Below are 22581 nucleotides of genomic sequence, written 5' to 3'. Positions count from 1 at the left end.
ATGATTACAAAGATTATTGACGCAGCGCTCGGGAACCGCGCCGTCGTGCTGCTTCTGGTTCTGCTTCTGGCCGGTATCGGCTTCATGAGCATGCAGCGCTTGCCGTTCGATGCCGACCCTGACATTTCGCCTCTTCAGGTACTGGTCACCACCCAGGCGCCGGGTCTTGCGCCGCTCGATGTCGAGCGCAACATCACCGCGCCGATCGAACTGGCGCTGCAGGGCCTGCCGGGCATGCAGGGGCTGCGCTCCATATCGCGTTACGGCGTGTCCGTACTTTACGTGCGCTTTGCGGACGGCGGGAACATCTACCTCGATCGCAACCTGGTGACCGAGCGTATGCAGACCGTGCAATTGCCGCCGGGTACCAGTGCACCGCAGCTAGGGCCGCTCTCCGATGGCCTGAGCGAAATCTACCAGTTCCAGGTGCGTGGCAAGGGACAGTCGTTGATGGACTTGCGCACGATCCTCGACTGGCAGGTCGCTCCTCGTCTGCGCCAGGTGCCTGGCGTGGTGGACGTCAACGTCAATGGCGGCGAACTCAAGACCTACGAAGTGCAGGTCTCGGACGATGCTTTGACTCGCTACGGCCTGTCAATCGACGATGTATTCAATGCCGTACAAGTGAACAACGGTGCCTCCGGTGGCGCAACGATCGAGCACAACGGCGGTGAGGCGATCATCCGCGGCGAGGGTCTGCTGCAAAAGAGCGCAGACATCGGCAACATCGTGTTGCGTACGCGCAGCGGCGGCGCGCCGCTTTACGTGCACGACGTCGCCAGGGTGGTCGAGGCGCCGATGCCACGCCTTGGCGGCGTGACGCGAGACGGCCACGGCGAGGCAGTGGTGGGCGTCGTCTTGATGTCGCTCGGCCAGAACACGCGGGTAGTTGCGCAGAATGTTGAATCGACCATCAAGCAGATCCAGCGCTCCCTTCCCCCTGGTGTCGAGATAGCGCCCTACTACAACCGTGCGGATCTCATGGGCCGCGTCCTCCATACCGTCGCCCACAATCTGGCCGAGGGTGCGGTTCTCGTCATGGTGGTGTTGTTTTTGCTGCTGGGTAACGCTCGCGCCGGCTTGATCGTGGCGCTGGCCATTCCGCTCTCCATGCTGGCCGCCATTACCGCAATGTATTACGCCGGTATGTCCGGAAACCTGATGAGCCTGGGTGCGATCGACTTCGGTCTTCTCGTCGACGGCGCCGTCGTGCTGATTGAAAACGTCGTGCGCCGACGCGCGGAAATGCCGGACCGCCCGGTCCTGCAGACGGTCCGCGAGGCGGCCCAGGAAGTCGCGCGACCGGTCACGTATGCCGTCGTGATTATCACTGCCGTCTACCTGCCCATCCTTAGCCTGCAAGGTGTCGAAGGAAAGATGTTCAAACCGATGGCGATGACCGTGATCTTCGCACTCGTCGCTTCGCTTGCGCTCACCCTCACGCTCATGCCGGTGCTCGCGAGTTTTCTGCTCCGGCGCAAGGTGGCGGAACATGACAGCCGCATCATCCAATGGGCTCGCCGCATGTACAAGCCGGCGCTGGCGCGAACCGCCCGCCATCCAGGCATTGTGATGGGACTGGCCGTGCTGCTGTTGTTGAGCGCTTGCGTGGCCGGCTCGCGCCTTGGCGCCGAATTCCTGCCGCGTCTCGACGAAGGTGCGCTGACTGTCACGACGACCAAACTGCCTGGCATCTCGCTCGCCTCGGCCATTCAAACGCAGACGATGATCGAGCGCACCCTGATGCGCTTTCCGGAGGTGCAGTCGACGGTCACTCTGGGTGGTACCTCGGAGATTCCGACGGACCCGATGGGGGTCGAGCAGAGCGATACGTTCATCATGCTCAAGCCGACCTCCCAATGGCGCACTGCGCGGACTCAGGAAGGACTCGTCGCCGCTTATTCAGCAGCGTTGAACCGCGACGTCCCCGGCCTGCAACTGAGTTGGGCGCAGCCTATCGAAATGCGCATGGACGACATGCTGCAGGGCGTACAGGCAGACGTTGCCGTGCGAATCCACGGCAACGACCTCAACACGCTGCACGATACGGCGGAGCGCGTGGCCGCCGTTCTCGCACGCGTGCCCGGAGCCGCCGACGTCGAGGCCGAACAGACTATCGGCCAGCCCTATCTGCGCATCGTCGTCAATCGTGAGGCGATCGCGCGCTATGGATTAAATGCCAGTCAGGTGCTCGACCTCGTGCAGTCGCTGGGCGGTCGCACCGTGGGCACAATCGTCGACGGCGACGGTCGCTTCGATATCCGCGTTCACCTTCAGCCGCATGATCGGGACAGCGTTGCGAGAATCGGCGATCTGCGTGTCAGCGACGGCGCGGGCCGCGCCGTTCCGTTGAGCGAGATCGCTGCCATACGCATGGAGCCGGGGCCCTCTGCGATTGCACGTGAGCAGGGACAGCGCGTCATCACGGTGCAAGCCAATGTGCGCGGCCGCGATCTTGCCGGTTTTGTGGCGGCTGCGCAGCAGGCGGTCACGTCACAGGTGCATCTGCCGCCCGGATATTCTGTTTCGTGGGCGGGGAGTTTCCAGAATCTCCAGGAAGCGATGTCGCGCCTTGCGGTCGTCGTACCGGCCGCGCTCGCGTTGATTTTTGCGCTGCTGTTCCTGATGTTCAAAAACTGGCGGCTCGCCGCGCTCATCTTCTTCAATGTGCCGTTTGCGTCGATCGGCGGAATCTTCGCGCTTTCAATGCGCGGACTGCCGTTCAGCATTTCCGCTGCGGTCGGCTTCATCGCGCTGTTCGGTATTGCGGTCCTGAATGGTGTGGTGATGGTGAGTTACATCGAAGAAAAATGCGCAAGCGGTCTCGATGCCGTCGAGGCCGCGATGCAAGCCGCGATGACCCGGTTGCGGCCTGTGCTGATGACCGCGACCGTCGCGAGCCTGGGCTTCCTGCCGATGGCGATCTCCACCGGCTCGGGTGCTGAAGTCCAGCGACCGCTTGCTACCGTCGTGATCGGCGGACTGGTGTCCGCCACGCTGCTGACGCTGCTGGTGCTGCCTGCTGTCTACCCCTGGTTTAGCGGCAAGCGACGGGCCCCGCGCACGTCAGCCGAGTCCGCATCCCAGCCACAATTTGCAGAATAGAAAGGGGGTTCTTCAGTCATGGCTTTCAGGCGCTCTACAAGCCTTTTAGCAACCTTGCTACTCGCAGGTTGTGCGGTCGGTCCGAACTTCAAGCAGCCGTCGGCGCCGAGCGGCGCCGGATACACGCCGGAGCCGCTCGCGCGGACCACAACATCAGCACCCGCTCAATTCGGTGGGGCGCAAAGCTTCATCGAGGACAAGGACATCTCGGGCCGGTGGTGGGAACTGTTTCAGTCGCAGCCTCTGAATGACCTCGTGGACCGGGCGTTCAAGGCCAATCCCACGATCGCAGCGGCCCAGGCCGCGCTCGGGGTGGCGCGGGAAAACATGCTCGCGCAAGGCGGCACACGCTTGCCCAGCGTCGGACTCGACGTATCCGGCAGCAAGAACCAGACTTCAACTGCAAGCCTCGCACCGGTTGCTGCGAACAACAAATCTATCTATTCGCTCTATTCGGCCGGCCTCACCGTTTCGTATTCTCTTGACGCGTTCGGCCTCGGCCGCCGGACGGTCGAATCGTTTGCGGCGCAGGCTGACAATCAGCGCTTCGAGCTGGAGGCGGCTTATCTGACCCTGAGCACGAACGTCGTGCTGGCTGCCATTCAAGAGGCTGGACTGCGCGGACAGATCGCCGCGCAACAGGAAACGATCAAGGCGGCCACGCAACTCCGGGATGTCCTGCAGCGCGAATATGCGCTGGGTGAAATTGCGCAATCGGACGTGCTTCAGCAAGAGGCCGTGTTGGCCCAGGCTGAGGAACGGCTGCCGTCGATGCAAAAAGAACTGGCCCTGCAGCGCAACGCACTGATTGCGCTTGTTGGTGGCTTGCCGAATGAGGACCTGGCCGCGAATTTCGAACTCTCTTCCTTGCATCTGCCGCAGGAGTTGCCGGTCAGCATTGCGTCGAAGCTGGTCGAGCAACGCCCGGACATTCTCGCTGCGGCTGCGACACTGCACGCGGCGAGTGCACAGGTCGGCGTCGCGATTGCTAACCGCCTGCCACAGCTCTCATTGACGGCGTCGTTCGGCACGTCGCCGGGTGCGATCGCCAATGCCTTTTCGCCGTACAACCAGTTCTTCACCGTGATCGGCAAATTATCCCAACCGATCTTTGACGGCGGAACGCTCATGCATCGTCAGCGCGCGGCACAGGCAGCGTTCGACCAGGCGGCGGCGCAGTATCGCGTGACCGTGATCGGCGCCTATCAGAACGTCGCCGATGTTTTGCGGGCATTGCAGTACGACGCCAATACGCTGCAAGCCGCAGTTATCGCCGAACAGGCCGCGTCCCGGTCCATGGAGCTGACTCAAAAGCAGCAGCAGTTTGGCGCGATGTCGAATCTGGACGTTCTAAACGCGGAGCAGATTGAGGAGGCAGCACGGCTTGCGGTGGTTCAGGCACAGTCGGCACGCCTCGCCGATACCGCGGCACTATTCCAGGCGCTGGGCGGTGGATGGTGGAATCGCTCCGATCCCCTTCCCTTTCCCGGCAAACAGATCGCAGGCAATTGATCGCCTTGCGTGAGCATGCATCGCCGGCCCGGCGGCGGAAACGCCACCTGTCTGTCGACGCACTACGTTGGAGTCAAATTGACGTGGCCACGACTGTGACGGATCAACCACCTCATTCTCATTTCGGCTTTACCTGGAACGATCGCAGACTGCGCAAGCTCGACGACGGGAACGGCGCATTCTCTTGTCAGCAACGGAACGCCCCGCCTTCCACACGCCTCCCCCTGCCAATACATGAAGCTCACTAAATTCCTCCTGCTCGCGTGCGCCGCCTTCGCCTCAGTTTCCAGCGCGGCGCTTGCCGACGACGGTGCGCTTGCGCCCCGCCAGGTGCCCGCGAAGACCATTCCGGTGCCGACGGAAGTCAGCCCCCAATTGCAAAAGCTCATCGCGGCCCCACTCAACCCCGCCTGGAATGTCTTGTGGACGACGGGCGAGCGATGGAGAGCGGCTGCCAACGCACAGGCCGCAAAGGTCATGCAAACGCTCCCGCCCCTGCGCGAGCGTCTGGACGTGACGGTGCAGGCATCGACGATCAACGGCGTGAGGGTGCACATCGTGACGCCCAACTATATTCCGCCCGAACATCGCGACAAGGTGCTGATTCATATCCATGGCGGCTGCTACGAGCTTTACCCTGGCGAGTCGGGTACGGGCGAGGCCATCATCATGGCGGGTCTTGGACACTACAAAGTCATTTCGGTCGACTACCGCATGCCGCCCGAGGCTTATTTCCCCGCGGCGCTCGACGACGTCGAGACTGTGTATAAGTCGGTGCTCCAGACGAGCGACCCGAAGAATGTAGGCGTTTTCGGGACCTCGGCCGGCGGCGCGCTCGTGCTCGAGCTGATGCTGCGCGCGAAGCAGGAAGGGCTGAAAATGCCGGGTGCGATCGCGCCCGGTACGCCGATGTCCGACCTGACGAAGACTGGTGACTCGTTCTACACGAACGAAAAGGTGGACAACGTCCTGGTGTCGCCCAATGGGTTCTGCCATGCCGCGGCAGTAGTCTACGCGCACGGTCATGATCTGAAGGACCCGCTGCTCTCACCCGTCTACGGAGACATGCATGGCTTTCCGCCGGCGATCCTGACCACGGGAACACGCGACTTGCTGCTCAGCAACACGGTCCGTGTGCACCAGAAGCTTCAGCAGTCCGGCGTCGATGCACAACTCGAAGTTTTCGACGGAATGTCGCACGCTCAGTACCAGATGGATGATCGCGTGCCTGAGGACAGAGCGGCATTCGCAGAAATCACTCAATTCTTCGACATGCACCTCGGCCATTGATCCCCATTCGAGAGGAGCGCTTTTGCTCCTCTGGACAAGGATTGCGAGACTGATCCCCAGAGGATTTCCCGGGATCGGTCTCATGGCGTCGCAGGACGGCTTCATTCCTGGTCCATCCCCCACACTGGATCGCCCGCCATGGAATCGATTCGGCAGCCTCCCCGCTGCGATCGGGCTCGCCATCGCCGTGGCACCTTCGTCCGTTTTCGTCAGGCGCGAACGACCACCAATCCCATGGACCCAAGCAAGGCCTCGCGCCTTGTGACCGACGGGGTTTTTTGCGTTAGCCGCAACCCCATGTATCTGGGATTGGAGTTGCTCCTGATCGGCTGGGCGGTCTGGCTCGGCAGCGCGAGTCCATGACTCGTTCCGCCGCTGTTCGTGATCGTCATCACGGTCGTGCAGATCATTCCTGAGGAACACGCGCTTGCCCAACTATTCGGAGATCAGTATCTCTCGTATCAACGACGGGTAGCGCGATGGATCGGCCGCCGCTGGCAACCTGGTCGGCATCTTCATCAAATGGGAGCGTTCCTGGTGCTCAACACTGATCGAGGTGCCAGGGAACTAGCGAATGCATTTGCGCCTGCAACCGCATCGGACGATCGAATATTCATCTGCGAAATCGGACAGGACTGGCAAATACCTGGCTTGAACAAAGCTGCATACTGGTTGCAGAACCATCTGGCCACGAGGGCGCAGGCGCCATCCGCCAAAAAAGGAAATCCATTCGGCGACGCTTAATCGGGTCTGAAATGGCCTCACGGTCCGCTACTGGCTGCACCGGGCCTGCAGCGAATGGCGGCGGCGCTGTTTCGTCGCGTCGATATGATCCCAGTGCTGGTGGCGCACGGCGCAAACGCGAACCATGTAGATGTGCGCGGCGGCACCGCACTGCAAATGGCTATCGCACAGCGCAATACGGCGGCGGCAGATGCGCTGCGCCAGGTGAGTGCGACGGAGTGAAGCTGGGTTAGCTCAGGAAAAAATCGCTTCGATATCCGGCCACGCGTCTTTCACTTCGTCGAAGTTCAGTGTCGCTTCGATATGCTGCAGGTGTTCCAGCATGCTCGCCGCAGCCTTTGCTTCGTCATGCGCTTCGATTGCATCGATCAGATCACTGTGCTCGTGATGCGGGCACGCCGGGGCGTTGGGCTTGTCGTAGAGCGTGATGACGAGGCACGTCAACGGCGCGAGTTCTCGCATCATCCGCAAGAGGATTTCGTTGCCGATCATCTCTGCGATCAGCACATGAAACTCGCCTGACAGCCGGATGATGGCGGGCCGGTCATTCTGCTTGCGCGCGTCGCTTTCCTGCCGCACGTGCTTGCGTAGCGCACGCACTTGCCCCGACGTCGCGGTGCGGCTCAACAGTCTGGCCATTTCCGGCTCGATCATGCGCCGCGTGACAAATACGTCTCGCGCCTGCTGGACGCTTGGGCTGGCGATAAAGGCTCCGCGATTCGGCACCAGCTCGACCAGCCCCTCATGGGCAAGCTTGTTGAGCACTTCGCGAATCTTGGTCCGACTCACGCCCGAGACTTCCGCGAGCCGCTCCTCAATCAATTTCGTACCGGGTGCAAGGCGATGCTCAAGCACCGCCTTCTGGATGCGGCCGTAGATTTCCTCGTTCGTAAACGGCGCCTTGGGCGCGGCAACTTTACTGGCAGGCATGGAGGAGGCTCGGCTCAAAGGGTTTCTCGCAACTGGGAAATGAATCGATGATAGAGCAATTGCGAGCATTTTTGTACACAAAAATTCGATGGAGCGTTCGCATCGAAATCATGTTCTAACGGAGGAAGCTGCAATTTTTTTTGTATGCAAACGGTTATTGGCGCTTGTTGAGCCCGACTACCTGGAGACCTCTTTCGCAGACGCCTTTTGGCCCGCGCAATAGCCCTCATTTAGTGCCAATAATTCTATTTTGGTGCGCCATGCACCATCTTCTTGCGCGCTTACCGTAGCTTCCGCCATGATCCATTGACGTTCGTTCCAGAGAAAGGTGCTCAGGAAGCAGCCGTTTCCGCTATCGAACGCGCATCCAGCATTGCATACAATCCAGTCTGGATTGCGTACAACTTCGCATATTTATGTTGGCATAATGTTTGCATCAGGAGAATCCAGCAAGCATCTTTTTCCGGCGCGGCCCGCCAGAAGCTACCCTTGATATGGAAATCATGACGCAACGCACTCTGATTGGCATGTTGACCCCGTCTTCCAACACGGTTCTCGAACCGGTCACTTCGGCGATGCTCGCGGGCCTACCCGACGTCAGCGCGCATTTCGGCCGCTTCCGGGTAACCCAGATCGCGTTGTCCGAACAGGCGCTGGCCCAGTTCGACGACGAGGAAATTCTCGGCGCGGCAGGGTTGCTCGCCGACGCGAAGCTGGACGTAATCGGTTGGAACGGGACATCGTCGGGCTGGCTGGGGTTTGAGGCAGACGAGCGTCTGTGCCGCAGCATCACAGAACGCACCGGCATTACCGCCTGCACCTCAGTGCTCGCGCTCAACGAAATTTTCGCCATGACGGGCGTGCACCGCTTCGGTCTGGTCACGCCATATCGCGACGACGTGCAGGCAAAGGTCATCTCAACGTATGGCAGCGCGGGCTTTGAATGTATCGGTGAACGTCATCTGAACAAGCAGGATAATTTTTCGTTTTCGGAAGTCAGTGCGGATACGTTGCGTGAGATGGCGCGCGAAGTCGCAAAGAGCAAACCCGACGCGATTACCATTTTTTGCACCAATTTGCGCGGCGCGCCGCTCGCTGAAGAGCTCGAAGCCGAACTCGGCATTCCGGTGTACGACACCATCTCGACGGTGGTCTGGAAAGCGCTGCGGATGAGCGGCATCGAGACGTCGCGCGTCACCGGCTGGGGCAGCCTGTTCCGGGAGGTCGCATGAGCGAGGTGGCGGCCTTCGACCTCGTGATCCGCGACGCGGATATCGCCACGGCGGCCGACCGCTTCACTGCCGACATCGGCGTACGCGACGGGCGCATCGTCGCGCTGGGCAGCGGACTGGCTCGGGGCGCCAGCGAGATCGATGCGGGCGGCCGCCTCGTCACCCCAGGCGGCGTGGATAGCCACTGCCACCTGGATCAGGACACCGGCGACGACAGCGTGATGGCCGACGACTTCCTGAGCGGCACGGTTTCCGCTGCCTGCGGCGGCACCACCACGGTGATTCCGTTTGCGTGCCAGCAGAAGGGAAAAACGCTGCGTGCGGCGATCGATACGTACCACCGACGCGCCCACGCCCGCGCGGTGATCGACTACGCCTTCCATTTGATCGTCACCGATCCCACGCCGCATGTGCTCGAACAGGAGCTGCCGCAACTGATCGAAGAGGGTTATACGTCGTTCAAGATCTACATGACGTATGAGGCACTCAAGCTGAACGACCGTCAGATTATCGAACTGCTCGCATTGGCCCGCGTCCACGGCGCCATGGTGATGATTCATGCCGAAAACGCCGATTGCATTGCGTGGCTCACCGAAGCGCTACTGGAGGAAGGCATCACCGCGCCGATCGGGCATGCGCTGTCCCGCCCGATGCTGGTCGAGCGCGAAGCGACGCATCGTGCCATCAGTCTCGCGCAACTGGTCGACACGCCCGTGCTGATTGTGCACGTCTCCGGCCGCGAAGCGATCGAGCAGATTCGCTGGGCGCAAGGACATGGCCTCGCCGTCTACGCCGAGACATGTCCGCACTATCTGCTGCTGACCGATGACATGCTCGAAGATGGCCCTCGCGGCTATCAATGTATATGCAGTCCGCCACCGCGCGACGAAGGCAACCGCCAGGCCGTCTGGGACGGTCTCGTGAACGGTACGTTTCAAGTGCTCTCCTCCGACCATGCGCCGTTCCGCTTCGACGGTCCGCACGGCAAGCAGGTGGCCGGCGAAAACCCGACCTTCGATCAGGTGCCCAACGGCATACCGGGTCTCGAGACGCGCATGGCCTTGCTGATGTCCGAAGGCGTGATGAACGGACGCATCGACATTCATGCCTTCGTCGCATTGACCGCAACCAATGCCGCGAAGCTCTACGGCCTTTATCCGCGCAAGGGTTCAATCGCAATCGGCGGCGACGCTGATCTGGTGATCTGGGACACAGATCGTGCCTTCACGCTCACCAACGAGGCATTGCATCACAACGTCGACTACACGCCGTATGAGGGCTGGCAGATGAAAGCGTGGCCAGCGCTGACGCTGTCGCGCGGCGACGTAGTGTGGGACGGCGTGCAGCCCAGCGGCACACGCGGCCGCGGTGAGTTCCTGCCGGCCTTGCGCCCGCAACCGGCGCAACCGCATCGGCCGTTGAGCCCACGCATTGACGCTCACCGGGTGCTAGCGCGCTTTGCCTTTCCCGCCGTCTATCGCGAGTAAGAATGGCTTTGCGAGCGCGCGCGGAACGTGCAGTGCATTCGGCACCTTCCGCGCCGCTTTACACGCTGTCTCTATCTTGTACGTACTGTGATTTTTCTGGAGAGCCTGATGTCCGAACAAACTACGCGTCGCCAATTCCTCCAACGTGCCTGCGCGGGAGCAGCCTTGGTGTCGATCGGTTTGCCCCGCCTTGCGATGGCCGCCGGGCTCACGCTTGACGAAATCAAGAGAGCCGGCGCGTTGCGCATCGGCTGTGAAGCGACCTATCCGCCGCTCACGTACCGCGACTCGAGCGGCACGATGATCGGCTACGACGTGGATCTCGCCAACGCGTTTTGCCGCAATCTCGGCGTCAAGGCGCAGTTCATCGACACGGTCTGGTCGGGCGTGATTCCGTCGCTCTACACGAAGAAGTTCGATCTGGTGATGAGCAGCCTGAGCTACACGGCCGAGCGCGAAAAACGCGTGGACTTCTCCGTGCCTTACGTCGAAGCCTCACAGGCACTCCTGATTCGGGCGGCGGATCAGAAGAGCGTCACCGGCATTACCGGCATGAACGGCAAGGTGCTGGGACTCAAGCTCGGTTCGCCGGGTCAGACGCTCGAACCGAAGCTCGATGCGCAATTGAAAGCAGCGGGCGGCGCGGGTTTCAAGGAAGTAAAAACCTTCGACGACCATCCGGCCGCCTATATCGCGCTGGCAGAAGGCAAAGTGGACGGCGTGCTCAACACGTTGCCGACGCTTTCGCTCGTGCTGAAGAACGCGCCGGGCAAATACGCGATCGTGAAGGGCATCGGCGCGGATAACTGGGCGGGCATCGCAGCGCGCACGGACGACACCGCGCTGATAGGCTTCATCGACCAGCAGTTGCGCAAGTTCAAAACCGACGGCACGTTGCATTCGTTGCAGCAGAAGTGGTTCGGTTTCGACATGAACTTGCCGGACGCGATTCCGGTGCTTTCCTGAGAGCGTGGCGTTCATGGACTGGAGCATTGTCGTCATGGCATTGCCGATCCTCGCGGTCGGCCTGCTGGCCACGCTGAAGGTTTGTCTCGCGGCCATCGCGATCGGCATCGTGCTCGGTTTCGCGCTGGGTTTCGGTTCGCTCAGCCGCTACCGGGGGGTTCGCATCGCCGTTCTGGCGTACGTGGATTTCGTGCGCGGCACGCCACTACTCGTGCAGATCTTTCTCGTCTATTTTGCGCTGCCCGTCATCGGCATCAACTTCAACGAGTACTGGGCCGGCGTCATCGCGCTCAGTCTGAACGCGGGCGGCTTCATCTGCGAGATCGTGCGCGCCAGCATGCAGTCGGTCGATCGAGGCCAGACTGAAGCCGCGCAATCCATCGGCATGCGTCACGGCCAGATCGTTCTGCACGTGCTCTTTCCGCAAGCGTGGCGGCGCATCCTGCCGCCGCTCACCAACGAACTGATCTCGCTAATCAAGGGTTCGGCGCTGCTGTCTGCGATCTCCGTGTATGAGCTCACGCACGCCGGTCAGGAAATCATCGCAACGTATTTTTCGCCGTTCGAGATTTTCCTGCTGATCGCCCTCTACTACTACGCGTTGATCTCGGCGCTGGCGTGGCTGTCGCGCTACCTCGAGCGGCGACTGCCGCAATACTGACTTCATGAGTTCGGGTTCCAGCATGTCTTCCACCGTTACCGTCACTGACCTGCCCGCAGCGTCCGCTATGGACGCCGCCGCGCGCGTGCATGAGGGCGGAGCTGCAACGCTGCTGTCCATAGAAGGGCTGCACAAGCGCTTCGACGACAAGGTCGTCCTGCCCTCCGTCTCGCTGGAGATCCGGCACGGCGAGACCGTGGTGCTGATCGGGCCGTCGGGTTCGGGCAAGACCACGCTCCTGCGCTGTCTCAACTTCCTGGAGAGACCGGACGGCGGCACGATCCGCCTTGGCGGCCAGCGTATCGGGTTGTCGGAGCAAGGCCGCGCGCTGCCCGAAGCCGAACTGGCGCGACAACGCAGCCGCTTCGGCTTCGTGTTTCAGCGCTTCAATCTGTTCGCGCATCTGAGTGCACTGGATAACGTCGCCGCCGGCCCGCAGCGCGTGCTGGGGCTCCCGCGCGACGCGGCCCGCGCTCGCGCACAAGTAGCGTTGGAAAAAGTCCATCTCGCGCAACACGTCGGCAAACGGCCCGCGCAACTCTCAGGCGGCCAACAGCAACGCGTGGCGATTGCCCGCGCGCTCGCGATGGAGCCGGAGATGATCCTGTTCGACGAACCGACTTCGGCACTCGACCCGGAACTCGTCAACGAAGTGCTCGACGTGATGCGCGATCTCGCCGCGGCCCGTATGACGATGATGGTCGTGACACACGAAATGAGCTTCGCGCGCAACGTCGCGCATCGGGTGGTGTTCATGGACGCCGGCGCCATCGTCGAACAAGGCACGCCCGGCGACGTCTTCGGCCGTCCGCGCGAAGAGCGCACCCGGCGTTTCCTGCAGCACCTGCACACCTGAACTGAAGCGGACCACCTGACTGATGACTGTTCCACCTATCGAGCTTGACCTTGACCTGTTGCTGCTGGGCGCCACTGTCGTGACGATGGACGCGGCTCAACCGCTATTGGACGACGCGGCCATCGGCCTGCGCGGCAACCGTCTCGCCTTTGTCGGCCGCGCGCACGATCTGCCGGTGCAGACACGCCCGCGGATCACGCGCCGGCTTGACGGACGCGTGATCGTGCCGGGCTACGTGAACGTGCATACCCACGCTATTCTGACGATGGTGCGCGGCGTGGCCGAAGACCTGGGCTTCGCGCCCGCCTACACGCCCGGCATTCCGCACGGCCATGACGTGCGCCCGGACGAAGCCGTCGCGCTGGCGCGTCTCGGCGCACTCGAGGCAATGCTCTTCGGCTCGACGCTGATCAACGACACCTACGTCCACGCCGACCTGACGATGGACGCCATGGCCGACCTCGGCCTGCGTGTGTATTCATGCGGCCGCCTGCACGACGTCGATTTCTCCGGTGTCGCGGACGGGCGCTGGGAATACCACGCCGCGACCGGCGAGCGCACGCTCAACGACGCGCTGGCGCTCGCCGACCGCTGGCATCGCAAGGGCAATGGCCGCACCGGCGTGCAACTGGCCGTTCACGCGCCCGACACCTGTTCCGACGACTTTCTGCGTCTGATTGCCGACGCAGCGCGCACGCACGATCTGGGCGTGACGACGCATCTCGCGCAAAGCCGCGCCGAAGTCAGCGTGGTGAAACGGCGCTCGGGCAAAAGTCCGGCGCAGTTGCTCGACGAAGTCGGGCTGCTCAACGAAAGGCTCGTGGCGGCGCACTGTCTGTATCTGGACGACGACGACATTGCGCGCGTGGGACGCGCTGGCATCACGGTGGCGCACATTCCCAAGGGCAACGCGACGGGCGGCACGATGGCACCCACGCCGCGTCTGCGCGACGCCGGCGCGCGCATTGCATTGGCCACCGACAACATGCACGCCGACATGACCGAGGTCATGCGCTGGGCGCTCGCCATCGCGCGTATCCAGTTGGGCGAAGTCTCCGCGGACTGGCAACCCGCCGACGCGCTCGCCATGGCCACGCACAACGGCGCACGGGCGATGGGACTCGGCGACGAACTCGGCTGCCTCAAGACCGGCTGGCTCGCCGACCTCGCCGTGTTCGACTTCCGGCGCGCGCATCTGACGCCACATCACAATCCGTTGGGCACGCTGGTGCACACGGGACTTGGGCGCGATGTCGAAATGGTCATCGTGGATGGCGAGATCGTGGTCGACGGCGGCGCGCCCACCCGTTGCGACGCTGTCGCGGTTATCGCCACCGGCAAGCGCGCCGCCACGCAATTATGGAAAAGGGCTGGCGCATGAGCACCCCGCACAGTATCGATTCACAGCCGAAACACGGCTCAGCGAGCAGCGTAACCGCGGTCCCTTCAGCTTCGCAGGCGCGTATCTCTCCAACCGGCGCCGCCGTGCAGATGCGCGGCATCCGGCATCGCTTCGGCGCCGTGCCGGTGATCGAAGACGTCGACCTCGACATAGCCGCAGGCGAACTGGTTGCATTGCTCGGTCCGTCGGGCTGCGGCAAAAGCACCCTGTTGCGCATTCTTGCCGGTTTGCAGGTGCAGTCCGAGGGCGAAGTGCATATTGGCGGACAACGCGTGGACGGCCTCGCGCCGCGCCAACGCGGCGTCGGCATCGTCTTCCAGAACTACGCGCTGTTTCCGCATATGACCGTCGCCGCCAATGTCGCCTACGGTCTCGAAGCCAACGGCGTCGCGCGTCGTGACGCCGCTCGCAAGGCCATGCAGATGCTCGAGATGGTGCGCATGGACGCATTCGCGAAACGCTATCCGCGCGAGTTGTCGGGCGGTCAGCAGCAACGTGTGGCACTGGCCCGCACGCTGTCCGTCGAGCCGCGCATCCTGCTGCTCGACGAGCCTTTCGCCGCGCTCGACAAAAACCTGCGCCTGGATATGCAGATCGAGATTCGTCGTCTGCAGCGCGAACTGAACATCACGACCGTGATGGTGACGCACGACCAGGAAGAGGCTATGAGTATGGCCGACCGGGTCGCGGTGCTCAATCGCGGGCGGCTCGAACAATACGGCTCGTCGGTGGCGATCTACGACCAGCCCGCCACGCTTTTCGTCGCCACCTTCGTCGGCACCGCGAATCTGCTGCCGGTCGCACTGCGCATGCATGGCGACCAATGCCTGGCAGAGTTCGCCGACGGCGCCGGTCTGGCCGTCCCTCAGCCAGGTCCGTGTCGCGAGCCCGGCCCGGCCCTGCTGGCCGTTCGCCCGGAACAATGGACCTGGCAGCTGCCGCAGGCCGGCGGCAGCGCGCGTCAACTGCTGGCCACCGTCCAACTGGCGATGCCGATCGGCCCCACGCTGGTGGTCGATCTCCAGACCGATGGTGGAACGACCGTGAAGATCTCGCTACCGCGTGCCGAGGCCGCCGAGTTGCACCCGGGCTTGCGGGTCGCGCTCGATCTGAAGCCGGGCGCGGGAGTGCGCACGTTCAAGCCGGCGCCACCCAATCCCGCAGGCGTGTAGCGCATGTTCACAACAGCCCTGACCCCACGCGCCGCCCGCTTCGCTATCGCCGATTCATTTTGTTCAACCGTTCATCCAGAGGTCCTATGTCGCTGATCGATCAACAACGTCGCAAGCTCCTGCAACTGATGGGAGCGGCTGGGGCCGTCGGCCTGTCGCTCGGTAGCGCGCTTGCCATGGCTGCATCCGAATCCCTTGCCGCTACGACGTTTCCGGGCGCGTGGGAAGAATCGCAACGCAAGATCCTCTTGCCCGCGTTTCGGAAGGCCACAACCGTGAGCGCGGTGCTCACCGCATCGCAGGCGGTCGACACGCTGACCAAGCTGGTGGCCGCGCGCAACAACCCGCCGTTCGACGTGGTCATGATGGACGAAGGGCCTTACCTGCAGGGCATCGCGCAAGGCGTGTTCGAACCCATTCCGGCGGCACGCGTGCCGAACCTCGCAAATCTGCCTCCACACTTCGTGGATCCGAAGGGTCTGGGCGCCTATGTGTCCGCACAGATCTACGGCATCGCGTACAACACCGAGCGCGTGAAGACCGCGCCGAAGTCCTGGAACGATCTGCTCAAGCCGGAATTCAAGGGCCGCGTGGGCCTCGTCAGTCTCGACTCGACCTTGGGCACGGTATGGATGGTGGCGATCGCCAAGATGCTGGGCGGCGACGAAGATCACATGGACCCGGCGTTCGACTACATCAAGCGTCTGATGCCGAATGTCGGGGCGGTCGCCGCCAATCCGGGCGCGCTCGGCACGCTGTTCCAGCAAGGTCAGGTGGATATTGCCTGCCACTACATCAATAACGTGGAATCGCTCAAGGCCAAGGGCGTGCCGGTGGCGCTCGCGCGCCCCGACAGCAACTGGGGCATGGTGCGCAGCACGATGAACATCGTGAAGAACACCCAGGCGGCGGATCTTGCCGCCGCGTATATCAACACCGCGTTGAGCGTCGAAGTGCAGCAGCAAATGACGAGTGCGCCCTACTACGTCGCGCCGACCAACACGAAAGTGCCGTTCGGCGCAGCGCTCGCCGCGATTGCTCGCAACGCTAACGACATGACGTCGTTCGTACAGGTCGACTGGGCACGCATCAATCCGCGCCGGGCGGAATACATCGATCGTTTCAACCGTCTGGTCAAGGTCTGACGCATGATGAACGCGAACCGCCGGATGCCTAGCGACTGGCTGCTCGTGCTGCCGCTGGGCCTGTTCTTCATAGCCTTTGTCGGCGTGCCGCTCCTGCTCGTCGCGCTGATCAGCCTGCACAACGACACGGCCATGACGCACGTCGGCATTCGCCAATATCTGGTGTTCTTCGGCGACAGCTATAACCGGGGCATCCTCGGGCAAACGCTCTGGCTCGGTGTGGCGACCACGCTGGTGACGATCGTGCTCGGCTATCCGGTGGCGCACCTGTACGTGGTGAGCCCGCCGCGCTGGCGCCGTGTGCTGATCGTGCTGATCCTGCTGCCGCTTTTGACGAGTTCCGTTGTGCGCACCTTTGCGTGGGTCGTGATTCTCGGCAATGAAGGGCTGGTCAACACGATGCTGGCGGCACTCGGGTACACGGGTCAGCCGATCAAGCTGTTGTACACGCCGCTGGCGGTGATCCTCTCGCTGGCGCAGATCGAATTACCGTTGATGGTGTTGCCGCTCGTCACCACGCTGACTTCGCTCGACACACGCTTGCCCGAGGCGTCGCATGCGCTCGGCGCGACGAGCTGGCGCACCTGGTGGAAGATCACGGTGCCGCTCGCGATGCCGGGTCTGCTCAGCGGCACCTTGCTGGTATTCACCGGCGCGGTCAGCGCGTTCGTCGTACAGACGCTGGTGGGCGGCGGCCAGTTGATGTACATGCCGTTCTACATCTACGAACAGGCTATCCAGACGCAGAACTATCCGTTTGCGGCAACGCTCGCCGTGATTCTGCTGGTGAGCGTGCTGCTCGTGGTGACGCTGCTCAACTATTTCGGCCGCAAGACCAGAGGATTTGTCCATGGCTAAATCCACGCTTGCCACGCCGCCGGTCATGCCGGCGCGCCGCACCGCACCGGGCCGCCTGTCGTTCAACGCGGTGATGGGCCTGATGGGCGGCATCGGTCTGTTGATGCTGATCGGGCCCACGCTGATCGTGCTGGTGACGTCGCTCACGTCGGGCTACTCGCTGAAGTTTCCGCCGCCGGGGCTGTCATTGCGCTGGTATCGCGCGCTGATCTTCGATTCGCCGGAGATCATCGACGATCTGCTGTTGAGCCTGAAGCTGGCTGCCGCTGCAACCGCCTGCGCGACCGTGCTGGCGGTCGCCGCCGCGATGACGCTCGCGCGCCGTCGCACGTTCGTCGCGCGACTGCTCGATTCGTTTTTCATGGCTCCGCTGACCATTCCGTCGCTGGCGCTGGGCCTGGGTATTCTGATCCTGTTCAACCTCGAAAGCGCGGGGCTCTCGTTCTACAGTCTGCTCGCCGGACATATCGCGCTGTGCGCACCGTATGTGCTGTACACGACGTCAGCCAGTTATGCGCAACTGGATCCCGCGCTGCTCGACAGTTCGACGTGCCTCGGCGCGAGTAGCTGGTTCACGTTTCGCCGTGTCGTACTGCCGGCGCTGACGCCGGGCATTGCGTCGGGGGCGTTCATCGCGTTCATGAATTCATTCGATAACGTCGCGCTGTCGCTATTCCTCTCGGACGCGCGCTCCGAAGTGTTGCCCATCCATCTTTGGCACATCATCGAGGACAGCCTAGACGTGCGGGCGGCTTCGGCCTCGGGCGTGCTGATTGTCGCCACCTTGATTTCCATGCTACTGATGGAGCGGCTCGCCGGCTTGTCGCGGCAATTTCGCTAACCGTTGCAGCCAACGCCGTCATTCGAACAGGCAGAAACCGTGCGCAAGATACTCTCCAACGTCAGAGCATTACACGGCACCCAACAGCGTTATGAGGAGCGGCGCGTGGATGTCGTCATCGAAGGCGAGCGTATCGCCGCCATCGTGCCGGGCGGCAGCGCGACCGACGGCGAGCGCATACCGCTCGACGACTGCCTACTGGTGCCGGGCCTCATCAACGGCCATCAACATTCGCACGAGCATTTTCACAAGGGACGGCTCGAAAACCTGCCGCTCGAGTTGTGGATGCACTACGTGCGCGCGCCGCGGCCGGTGAAGCTGACGCCGCGCCAGATTTATCTGAGAACATTGATCGGCGCGCTCGAGTCGTTGCGCAGCGGCACGACCACGCTTGTCGACGACGTGAGCCTCGGCCAGGCCATCGACACCTCGAGTGTCGACGCGATCTTCCAGGCCTACGAGGACGCGGGGATTCGCGCGCTCGTGGGGTTCTCGATGATGGATCGGGCGATCGTCGATAACTTCCCGGAGGTGGACAGCATTTTCCCACCCGCGCTGCTTGTGCAACTGCGTGCGCAGCCACGACCTTCACCCGATGCGTTCTTCTCGCTGCTGGAAAACGAGTTGGCGCGTCACCATCCCCGGCATGACCGGGTAGGCATGCTGATCGCCCCTTCCGCACCGCAGCGCTGCACGCCGGAATTTCTCGCGCGTTGCCGCAAGTTCGCCGACACGCACGATCTGCCGGTCATTATCCACGTTCAGGAAACGCGCTTGCAGGTGGTCACGGCGCAAGCCTTCTACGGCAAGTCCATGGTGATGCGCCTTGCCGAGCTGGAATTTCTGCGGCCGGGCACTTCGCTGATCCACGCGGTCTGGTTGTCGGATGCGGAGATCGCGTGTCTGGCTCGATCTGGTGCAAGCGTGCAGCACAATCCCTGGAGCAATCTGCTGCTCGGCTCGGGCGTTCAACCAGTGCGCGCGCTGCTCGATGCGGGCGTCAACGTGAGTCTCGGCTCCGACGGCTGCGCGTCGACGGTCACCGTCAATATGCTCAACGTGCTTGGCAGCGCCGCAGCGGTGTCGAAGATACGCGGCGACGATTATTCGCGCTGGTTGTCCGCAGCGGAAGCGCTGCATGCGGGGACGATTGGCGGCGCGACGGCGCTCGGACTCGGCGGCCAGCTCGGCGCAATGGAACCGGGTTATCGCGCCGACCTGGTCGCCTACCGAACTGACGCGATCAGCTTCACGCCGCTAATCGATCCGGTGCGGCAACTGGTGTATGCCGAGCGCGGCGCCGCGATCGACAGTGTATTCGTTGCGGGCGAGATAGTCGTGCGGAACGGACAACTCACGCGTGTCGATGAAGGCGCACTGCTGCGGGAGATCAATGCCGCTTACGAGGCACTGGGCGCGGAGTTCGACCTCGCAGATGAATCCGTCGCACCGCTGCGCGCGGAGATGGAGAAGGTCTACGCGCGCGCCCAGGCACTGCAGGCCGACTGGCAACCTCATACAGCGAAGCTGCCCGGTTGACGGTGCGCTTGCGGGCGCGAGAGATACGCGGCCCCTTCCCTGTAGACAGATCACGAATCGAAGATTCGCAGGGGGCGCGTCCAGCCACACGCTCGTTCAGGATTGTCGACGACCTTGAGCGATACGAAGTCGATGTGGCGGTTCGTTCGAGTTGCGAACATGCATGCCGCTCTCTGCCGAGATGGACGCACTCGCCAGTCGCCCGGCCTCGAGGCGGCCCGGTTGATGCGGTAGACTTTGAATTGGATGTGCGACTCTCATGCGCTACGATGCACCAGGTTAGTTCTGGCGGGAAGAGCTTCTCGTAGTGCCCATTCGCAAACGCATCAAGGCTCGCTTGCGCCGGACCGCAGCTTCGGTCCTCTCCGCTAATAGGTCGCTAACGTTCTAACGTGGCGCCCTTCAGCTCTCTGCGTGTGATTTCCTGTTTTGGGCTCGCAAACCTCGTAGCCACAATCGCTGCGGAGAATCTGATTTTCGTAAAAGCTCGCCGAAAGCGGAATCGGACGAAATTGGTCTGAGCTTTTCTATTATTGGATCGACCGCCTGAAAATGGCATGGCTCGAAAATGACGTTTCGGCAATATACAAAGTCAAGTTTGAAGAAAAATTCCTACTCTACGACTCAGTGGCTGCCTCTACCTCGACGGACAGTTCAAGGTTTTCACATGCATATTTTGGCATGGATATTCGTGTGGAAGGCGCGGCGTTTCGTTGCGAGCAAGAGAATCTGCCGTTCCTTGCGTCGTCGAGTTTGCGCATCCTGCGACCGCTCCAAATAAAGCAAAAATAACAATCAGACGGCTCAATGAAAAAGATCGCGACAGCATAAATTGCCCACGGAGGTAGCGCGTCGATGGATCTCGACATTGGGCCGCGGCATCGATACCACGCTTAAAACGACTTATTGTGTTCATATATCTATGCATAACAAAAAAAAGTGCCTATCGCTAGAAATATCATCTTGTTACTGTTGCTTCATCCAATATTTCTCGGCAAGACTGAAACGCACTCGATTACGGTTAATCGTCGCCTGACTCGGTGGATAACCAGTTCTCCCAGCAGGCACGAGGCCAGCGTGTTCTGACTCGATCAGTTCTTGCCGCACCTGCCCACGCGTTTTTTCTGCCCCGGGAACTTCTGCCTTAACTGCATCGAGACTGGACAGTGATTTTTCGGCTTGGTCTCCCGTGTATGCTTCGACGGAGATGGCTGACTCCGGATCATCGTGACCACTTTCAGCAAGAACAGATGGCGCAGACATTATCGCCATGAGCGCTACGCAAAATTTGATTTTCATAAGGGCTCCTTGAGAGTGAAATCGGAGGGCATCGATCTCGTGTTTTTCTATTATTGGATCGACCGCGTGAAAATGACATGGCCCGAGAATGACGTTTCGGTAATCTACAAAGTCACGTTTGAAGACAGAAAAATTCCCACTCTGCTCCAAACACACGAGCGCGAGCAACCGTTTAGAGGCATCGAACCAAGCGGCATCGTGACATTGAAAACCTGACGAGGAAGATCAGAAAAAGGGCCCGGCGAAACTGCAGATAACGGTCATGGGCTCCGGGCTCCGGCCATCACCTATGCAGTGCCCCGGCCCCTACGGTTTTTTAGTGAAAGCTGCTCGATACTAAAGTACTGAAAAACTCCCGTTCGAGGGCTGCGTCGTCCCCGGCTTCACCCGAACGAAGTCCTTGTGAGAGGCGAAACGATCTGACGCTGGCAGCGTTGCGCCCCCACCCTCAACCGACAAAGGTGGCCGGAGAATCAATTGCCCGCTAACTGCCCGCTGGCCCCGATAGTCGGATCGGAACGACTCCACCACCCGCCCCCCAGAGCCTGGAACAGCGCCGGCGTATCGGACAGGCGCGCCGACTGCGCCTGAACCACGGTAAGCCGAGCCGCCTGGCAGATCTGCTCTGCATTCAGAACGTCCAGGTAGGACATCGCCCCAAACTGCTGCCTGCGGACGTGCTCCAGGCTCCGGGAAGCGGCTTGCTCGGCTGTTACGGCGGCTTGCAGCGTATTGGCGTCGTACTGCAATGCCCGCAAAACATCGGCGACGTTCTGATAGGCGCCGATAACGGTCACGCGATACTGCGCCGCCGCCTGGTCGAACGCTGCCTGTGCCGCGCGCTGACGATGCATGAGCGTTCCGCCGTCAAAGATCGGTTGGGATAATTTGCCGATCACGGTGAAGAACTGGTTGTACGGCGAAAAGGCATTGGCGATCGCACCCGGCGACGTGCCGAACGATGCCGTCAATGAAAGCTGCGGCAAACGGCTGGCGATCGCGACACCGACCTGCGCACTCGCCGCGTGCAGTGTCGCTGTCGCAGCGAGAATGTCCGGGCGTTGCTCAACCAGCTTCGACGCAATACTGACCGGCAACTCCTGCGGCAGATGCAAGGAAGAAAGTTCGAAATCCGCAGCGCGATCCTCGTTGGGCAAGCCACCGACAAGCGCGATCAGCGCGTTGCGCTGCAGTGCCAGTTCCTTTTGCATCGGCGGCAGCCATTCCTCAGCCTGGGCCAACACCGCGTCTTGCTGGAGCACGTCCGAATGCGCAATTTCACCCAGCGCATATTCGCGCGGCAGGACATCCCGGAGTTGCGTGTCCGCCTTGATCGTTTCCTGTTGTGCGGCGATCCTCTTCGAATCTGGCTAATGGAGCTTGCTGGCTCTCCACAGCAAGATCATCCGCCACCTCCCAGCGACGCCAAAATCGAGTCGTAACGCTCGAAACCCTTGATCTGCGCGGGCAGCACCCTCAAAACTTTGCTGGAGACCGGGTAGCGACCTGCGGGTAAATCGCGGGTAAAAATTCATATTTTCA

The 22581-nt window shown here is 61.8% G+C and carries 21 protein-coding genes; 18 read left to right on the top strand and 3 right to left on the bottom strand.

Translation table 11 applies throughout. The features are described 5' to 3' along the window. From P3T23_RS16375 to P3T23_RS16350, 6 genes are all read left to right on the top strand, one after another. Positions 1 to 3105, top strand: a complete 3105-nt coding sequence (locus P3T23_RS16375) for an efflux RND transporter permease subunit (protein WP_429317201.1) — start codon at positions 1 to 3, stop codon at positions 3103 to 3105. A 54-nt stretch (positions 3106 to 3159) separates the two neighbouring features. After that, positions 3160 to 4617: an efflux transporter outer membrane subunit gene (locus P3T23_RS16370; RefSeq protein ID WP_429317200.1), complete on the top strand. Its 1458-nt coding sequence runs from the start codon at positions 3160 to 3162 to the stop codon at positions 4615 to 4617. 234 nt (positions 4618 to 4851) lie between these two features. Continuing rightward, positions 4852 to 5907 carry an alpha/beta hydrolase gene (locus P3T23_RS16365; protein ID WP_429317199.1) on the top strand — a complete coding sequence of 352 codons (1056 nt, stop codon included), beginning with the start codon at positions 4852 to 4854 and terminating at the stop codon, positions 5905 to 5907. Positions 5908 to 6045: 138 nt separating this feature from the next. Further along, the gene (locus tag P3T23_RS16360; protein WP_429317198.1) at positions 6046 to 6270 is read left to right on the top strand and encodes a methyltransferase family protein; all 225 of its coding nucleotides are present in this window, start codon (positions 6046 to 6048) and stop codon (positions 6268 to 6270) included. An 18-nt stretch (positions 6271 to 6288) separates the two neighbouring features. Continuing rightward, complete coding sequence (locus P3T23_RS16355; protein WP_429317197.1) at positions 6289 to 6651, top strand: methyltransferase family protein; 363 nt, start codon at positions 6289 to 6291, stop codon at positions 6649 to 6651. A gap of 54 nt (positions 6652 to 6705) precedes the next feature. Continuing rightward, positions 6706 to 6873 (top strand): ankyrin repeat domain-containing protein, encoded by a 168-nt coding sequence (locus tag P3T23_RS16350; protein WP_429317196.1) that lies wholly within the window; start codon positions 6706 to 6708, stop codon positions 6871 to 6873. Between the two features lie 12 nt (positions 6874 to 6885). Here the strand turns inward: P3T23_RS16350 and P3T23_RS16345 are convergent, their stop codons facing one another. Beyond that, positions 6886 to 7581 (bottom strand): GntR family transcriptional regulator, encoded by a 696-nt coding sequence (locus tag P3T23_RS16345; protein WP_429317195.1) that lies wholly within the window; start codon positions 7579 to 7581, stop codon positions 6886 to 6888. Positions 7582 to 8084: 503 nt separating this feature from the next. Between P3T23_RS16345 and P3T23_RS16340 the strand changes: the two genes are divergently transcribed. The 11 genes from P3T23_RS16340 to P3T23_RS16290 all read left to right on the top strand — a co-directional run bounded on the left by P3T23_RS16340 (position 8085) and on the right by P3T23_RS16290 (position 19740). Then, positions 8085 to 8813, top strand: a complete 729-nt coding sequence (locus P3T23_RS16340) for a maleate cis-trans isomerase family protein (RefSeq protein WP_429317194.1) — start codon at positions 8085 to 8087, stop codon at positions 8811 to 8813. A gap of 5 nt (positions 8814 to 8818) precedes the next feature. Then, positions 8819 to 10300 (top strand): dihydropyrimidinase, encoded by a 1482-nt coding sequence (hydA, locus tag P3T23_RS16335; RefSeq protein ID WP_429317245.1) that lies wholly within the window; start codon positions 8819 to 8821, stop codon positions 10298 to 10300. Between the two features lie 108 nt (positions 10301 to 10408). Continuing rightward, entirely contained in the window at positions 10409 to 11266 is an 858-nt protein-coding gene (locus P3T23_RS16330; protein WP_429317193.1) for a transporter substrate-binding domain-containing protein, read from the top strand. Between the two features lie 13 nt (positions 11267 to 11279). After that, positions 11280 to 11927, top strand: coding sequence for an amino acid ABC transporter permease (locus P3T23_RS16325; RefSeq protein ID WP_429317192.1), 648 nt, complete (start codon positions 11280 to 11282; stop codon positions 11925 to 11927). A 22-nt stretch (positions 11928 to 11949) separates the two neighbouring features. Then, positions 11950 to 12783, top strand: coding sequence for an amino acid ABC transporter ATP-binding protein (locus P3T23_RS16320; protein WP_429317191.1), 834 nt, complete (start codon positions 11950 to 11952; stop codon positions 12781 to 12783). Positions 12784 to 12805: 22 nt separating this feature from the next. Further along, a complete protein-coding gene (locus tag P3T23_RS16315) occupies positions 12806 to 14164 on the top strand; it encodes an amidohydrolase family protein (RefSeq protein WP_429317190.1) in 1359 nt (452 codons plus the stop codon). Next, positions 14161 to 15357, top strand: a complete 1197-nt coding sequence (locus P3T23_RS16310; RefSeq protein ID WP_429317189.1) for an ABC transporter ATP-binding protein — start codon at positions 14161 to 14163, stop codon at positions 15355 to 15357. Before P3T23_RS16315 ends, P3T23_RS16310 begins: the two co-directional genes overlap by 4 nt. An 86-nt stretch (positions 15358 to 15443) precedes the next feature. Beyond that, positions 15444 to 16502: an ABC transporter substrate-binding protein gene (locus P3T23_RS16305; protein ID WP_429317188.1), complete on the top strand. Its 1059-nt coding sequence runs from the start codon at positions 15444 to 15446 to the stop codon at positions 16500 to 16502. Positions 16503 to 16505: 3 nt separating this feature from the next. Further along, positions 16506 to 17360 (top strand): ABC transporter permease, encoded by an 855-nt coding sequence (locus P3T23_RS16300; protein WP_429317187.1) that lies wholly within the window; start codon positions 16506 to 16508, stop codon positions 17358 to 17360. Beyond that, positions 17353 to 18201 carry an ABC transporter permease gene (locus P3T23_RS16295; RefSeq protein ID WP_429317186.1) on the top strand — a complete coding sequence of 283 codons (849 nt, stop codon included), beginning with the start codon at positions 17353 to 17355 and terminating at the stop codon, positions 18199 to 18201. The genes P3T23_RS16300 and P3T23_RS16295 overlap by 8 nt, the downstream gene beginning before the upstream one ends. 105 nt (positions 18202 to 18306) lie before the next feature. Further along, a complete protein-coding gene (locus P3T23_RS16290; RefSeq protein WP_429317185.1) occupies positions 18307 to 19740 on the top strand; it encodes an amidohydrolase family protein in 1434 nt (477 codons plus the stop codon). A gap of 966 nt (positions 19741 to 20706) precedes the next feature. On the opposite strand, the gene P3T23_RS16285 is transcribed toward P3T23_RS16290, so the two are convergent. Together P3T23_RS16285 and P3T23_RS16280 are read right to left on the bottom strand one after the other, a co-directional pair. Then, entirely contained in the window at positions 20707 to 21039 is a 333-nt protein-coding gene (locus tag P3T23_RS16285) for a DUF4148 domain-containing protein (protein ID WP_429317184.1), read from the bottom strand. A gap of 473 nt (positions 21040 to 21512) precedes the next feature. Then, positions 21513 to 22343 (bottom strand): efflux transporter outer membrane subunit, encoded by an 831-nt coding sequence (locus tag P3T23_RS16280; protein WP_429317244.1) that lies wholly within the window; start codon positions 22341 to 22343, stop codon positions 21513 to 21515. Here P3T23_RS16280 and P3T23_RS16275 point away from each other — a divergent pair. Next, complete coding sequence (locus P3T23_RS16275) at positions 22308 to 22481, top strand: hypothetical protein (protein ID WP_429317183.1); 174 nt, start codon at positions 22308 to 22310, stop codon at positions 22479 to 22481. The two genes, P3T23_RS16280 and P3T23_RS16275, sit on opposite strands and share 36 nt — an antisense overlap. The last annotated feature ends 100 nt before the right edge of the window (positions 22482 to 22581 follow it).

The organism is Paraburkholderia sp. GAS448, from assembly GCF_050435685.1.
Taxonomy (GTDB): Bacteria; Pseudomonadota; Gammaproteobacteria; order Burkholderiales; family Burkholderiaceae; genus Paraburkholderia.
This window is presented reverse-complemented; position numbering and strand designations above follow the sequence as displayed.

What these genes read in the sequence shown, in the direction of transcription:
- P3T23_RS16305 (WP_429317188.1), top strand. Translation starts at nt 15,444, where the DNA reads ATGTCGCTGATCGATCAACAACGTCGCAAGCTCCTGCAACTGATGGGA.
- P3T23_RS16360 (WP_429317198.1), top strand. Translation starts at nt 6,046, where the DNA reads ATGGAATCGATTCGGCAGCCTCCCCGCTGCGATCGGGCTCGCCATCGC.
- P3T23_RS16310 (WP_429317189.1), top strand. Translation starts at nt 14,161, where the DNA reads ATGAGCACCCCGCACAGTATCGATTCACAGCCGAAACACGGCTCAGCG.
- P3T23_RS16340 (WP_429317194.1), top strand. Translation starts at nt 8,085, where the DNA reads ATGACGCAACGCACTCTGATTGGCATGTTGACCCCGTCTTCCAACACG.
- P3T23_RS16365 (WP_429317199.1), top strand. Translation starts at nt 4,852, where the DNA reads ATGAAGCTCACTAAATTCCTCCTGCTCGCGTGCGCCGCCTTCGCCTCA.
- P3T23_RS16320 (WP_429317191.1), top strand. Translation starts at nt 11,950, where the DNA reads ATGTCTTCCACCGTTACCGTCACTGACCTGCCCGCAGCGTCCGCTATG.
- P3T23_RS16375 (WP_429317201.1), top strand. Translation starts at nt 1, where the DNA reads ATGATTACAAAGATTATTGACGCAGCGCTCGGGAACCGCGCCGTCGTG.
- P3T23_RS16325 (WP_429317192.1), top strand. Translation starts at nt 11,280, where the DNA reads ATGGACTGGAGCATTGTCGTCATGGCATTGCCGATCCTCGCGGTCGGC.
- P3T23_RS16345 (WP_429317195.1), bottom strand. Translation starts at nt 7,581, where the DNA reads ATGCCTGCCAGTAAAGTTGCCGCGCCCAAGGCGCCGTTTACGAACGAG.
- P3T23_RS16350 (WP_429317196.1), top strand. Translation starts at nt 6,706, where the DNA reads ATGGCGGCGGCGCTGTTTCGTCGCGTCGATATGATCCCAGTGCTGGTG.
- P3T23_RS16295 (WP_429317186.1), top strand. Translation starts at nt 17,353, where the DNA reads ATGGCTAAATCCACGCTTGCCACGCCGCCGGTCATGCCGGCGCGCCGC.
- P3T23_RS16285 (WP_429317184.1), bottom strand. Translation starts at nt 21,039, where the DNA reads ATGAAAATCAAATTTTGCGTAGCGCTCATGGCGATAATGTCTGCGCCA.
- P3T23_RS16275 (WP_429317183.1), top strand. Translation starts at nt 22,308, where the DNA reads ATGCGCAATTTCACCCAGCGCATATTCGCGCGGCAGGACATCCCGGAG.
- P3T23_RS16330 (WP_429317193.1), top strand. Translation starts at nt 10,409, where the DNA reads ATGTCCGAACAAACTACGCGTCGCCAATTCCTCCAACGTGCCTGCGCG.
- P3T23_RS16315 (WP_429317190.1), top strand. Translation starts at nt 12,806, where the DNA reads ATGACTGTTCCACCTATCGAGCTTGACCTTGACCTGTTGCTGCTGGGC.
- P3T23_RS16300 (WP_429317187.1), top strand. Translation starts at nt 16,506, where the DNA reads ATGATGAACGCGAACCGCCGGATGCCTAGCGACTGGCTGCTCGTGCTG.